Source organism: Nitratireductor soli (genome assembly GCF_001050155.1).
GTDB classification, from domain to species: domain Bacteria; phylum Pseudomonadota; class Alphaproteobacteria; order Rhizobiales; family Rhizobiaceae; genus Nitratireductor; species Nitratireductor soli.
Genome location: NZ_LFVY01000045.1, coordinates 1 through 1,203, shown reverse-complemented (window position 1 = coordinate 1,203; position 1,203 = coordinate 1). Strand labels below are relative to the sequence as shown.

The window sequence follows — 1,203 nt, the reverse complement described above, 5'->3', positions numbered from 1 at the left end:
TGACCTGCTCCCCTGAGATGTTCCCGATTTTGGGTTAGCCTGTTCCTCAAGGAAGGAGACAGGCAATGAAGCGATCACGGTTCTCGGAAGAACAGATCATCGGCATTTTGAAGGAGCATCAGGCGGGCATGTCGCCGTCCGAGCTGTGCCGCAAGCACGGCATCTCTGATGCGACCTTCTATACCTGGCGCAAGAAGTATGGCGGGATGGATGTGTCGGACGCCAAGCGGCTGAAGGCGCTTGAGGAAGAGAATGCGAAGCTGAAGAGGCTTCTGGCAGAGCAGATGATGGATGTCTCGACGCTCCGCGAGATGCTGACAAAAAACTTCTGACGCCCGGCTCAAGGAGGAACGCCGTGAGTTGGGCAATCGAGATGAAGGACTATTCGCAGCGGCGTGCCTGTGCCCTGGTTGGCATTGCGCCGCGCGTCTTCCGTTACCAGTCAAGCCGGCCGGACGATGCCGGCCTGCGACAGCGCTTGCGGGAGCTGTCGTCGGAACGGCGACGGTTCGGCTACCGCCGTCTGCACCTGCTTTTGAAGCGGGAGGACGTCGCGGTGAACTGGAAGAAGCTCTACCGGATTTACAAGGAAGAGCGGCTGACGGTCCGAAAACGCGGCGGCCGCAAGCGAGCCTTGGGCACGCGGGCGCCGATGGCGATCCCGCAGGATCCGAACCAGAGATGGTCACTCGACTTCGTGTCGGACACGCTGGTGGATGGTCGTCGCTTCCGCATCCTGTGTGTCATCGACGACTTCAGCCGGGAATGCCTGGCAACGGTGGTCGACAACTCGCTCTCGGGCGAACGCGTGGCTCGGGAACTGGATGCTATCGCGGAACGCCGCGGATATCCCGGCATGGTGGTCAGCGACAATGGCACCGAGCTCACCTCGAATGCGATGCTCGCCTGGCAGCAGGATCGCAGCGTCGAGTGGCACTACATCGCACCGGGCAAACCCATGCAGAACGGCTTTGTGGAAAGCTTCAACGGCAGGCTGAGGGACGAGTGTCTTAACGAGCATCTGTTCCGCAACTACCGCCACGCTCGCGAGATCATCGAGGAGTGGAGGATCGACTACAATTTGCACCGGCCGCACACCAGCCTCGACGGGCTCACGCCGAACGAATTTGCAACCCGGTCCGAAAGGGACCACAACGTGAACAGGACTAACCTATGAATGGGTACATTCAGGGGAGCAGGTCA

The 1,203-nt window shown here is 60.2% G+C and carries 1 protein-coding gene; it reads left to right on the top strand.

Features of this window, described 5'->3' with window-relative positions:
* Positions 1-65 precede the first annotated feature (65 nt).
* Positions 66-1,177 (top strand): IS3 family transposase gene (locus tag AB843_RS24555; protein WP_087587184.1). Its coding sequence is split into 2 segments (ribosomal slippage): positions 66-318 and positions 318-1,177, totalling 1,113 coding nucleotides; the frame shifts between segments, so codons are not numbered across the junction.
* The last annotated feature ends 26 nt before the right edge of the window (positions 1,178-1,203 follow it).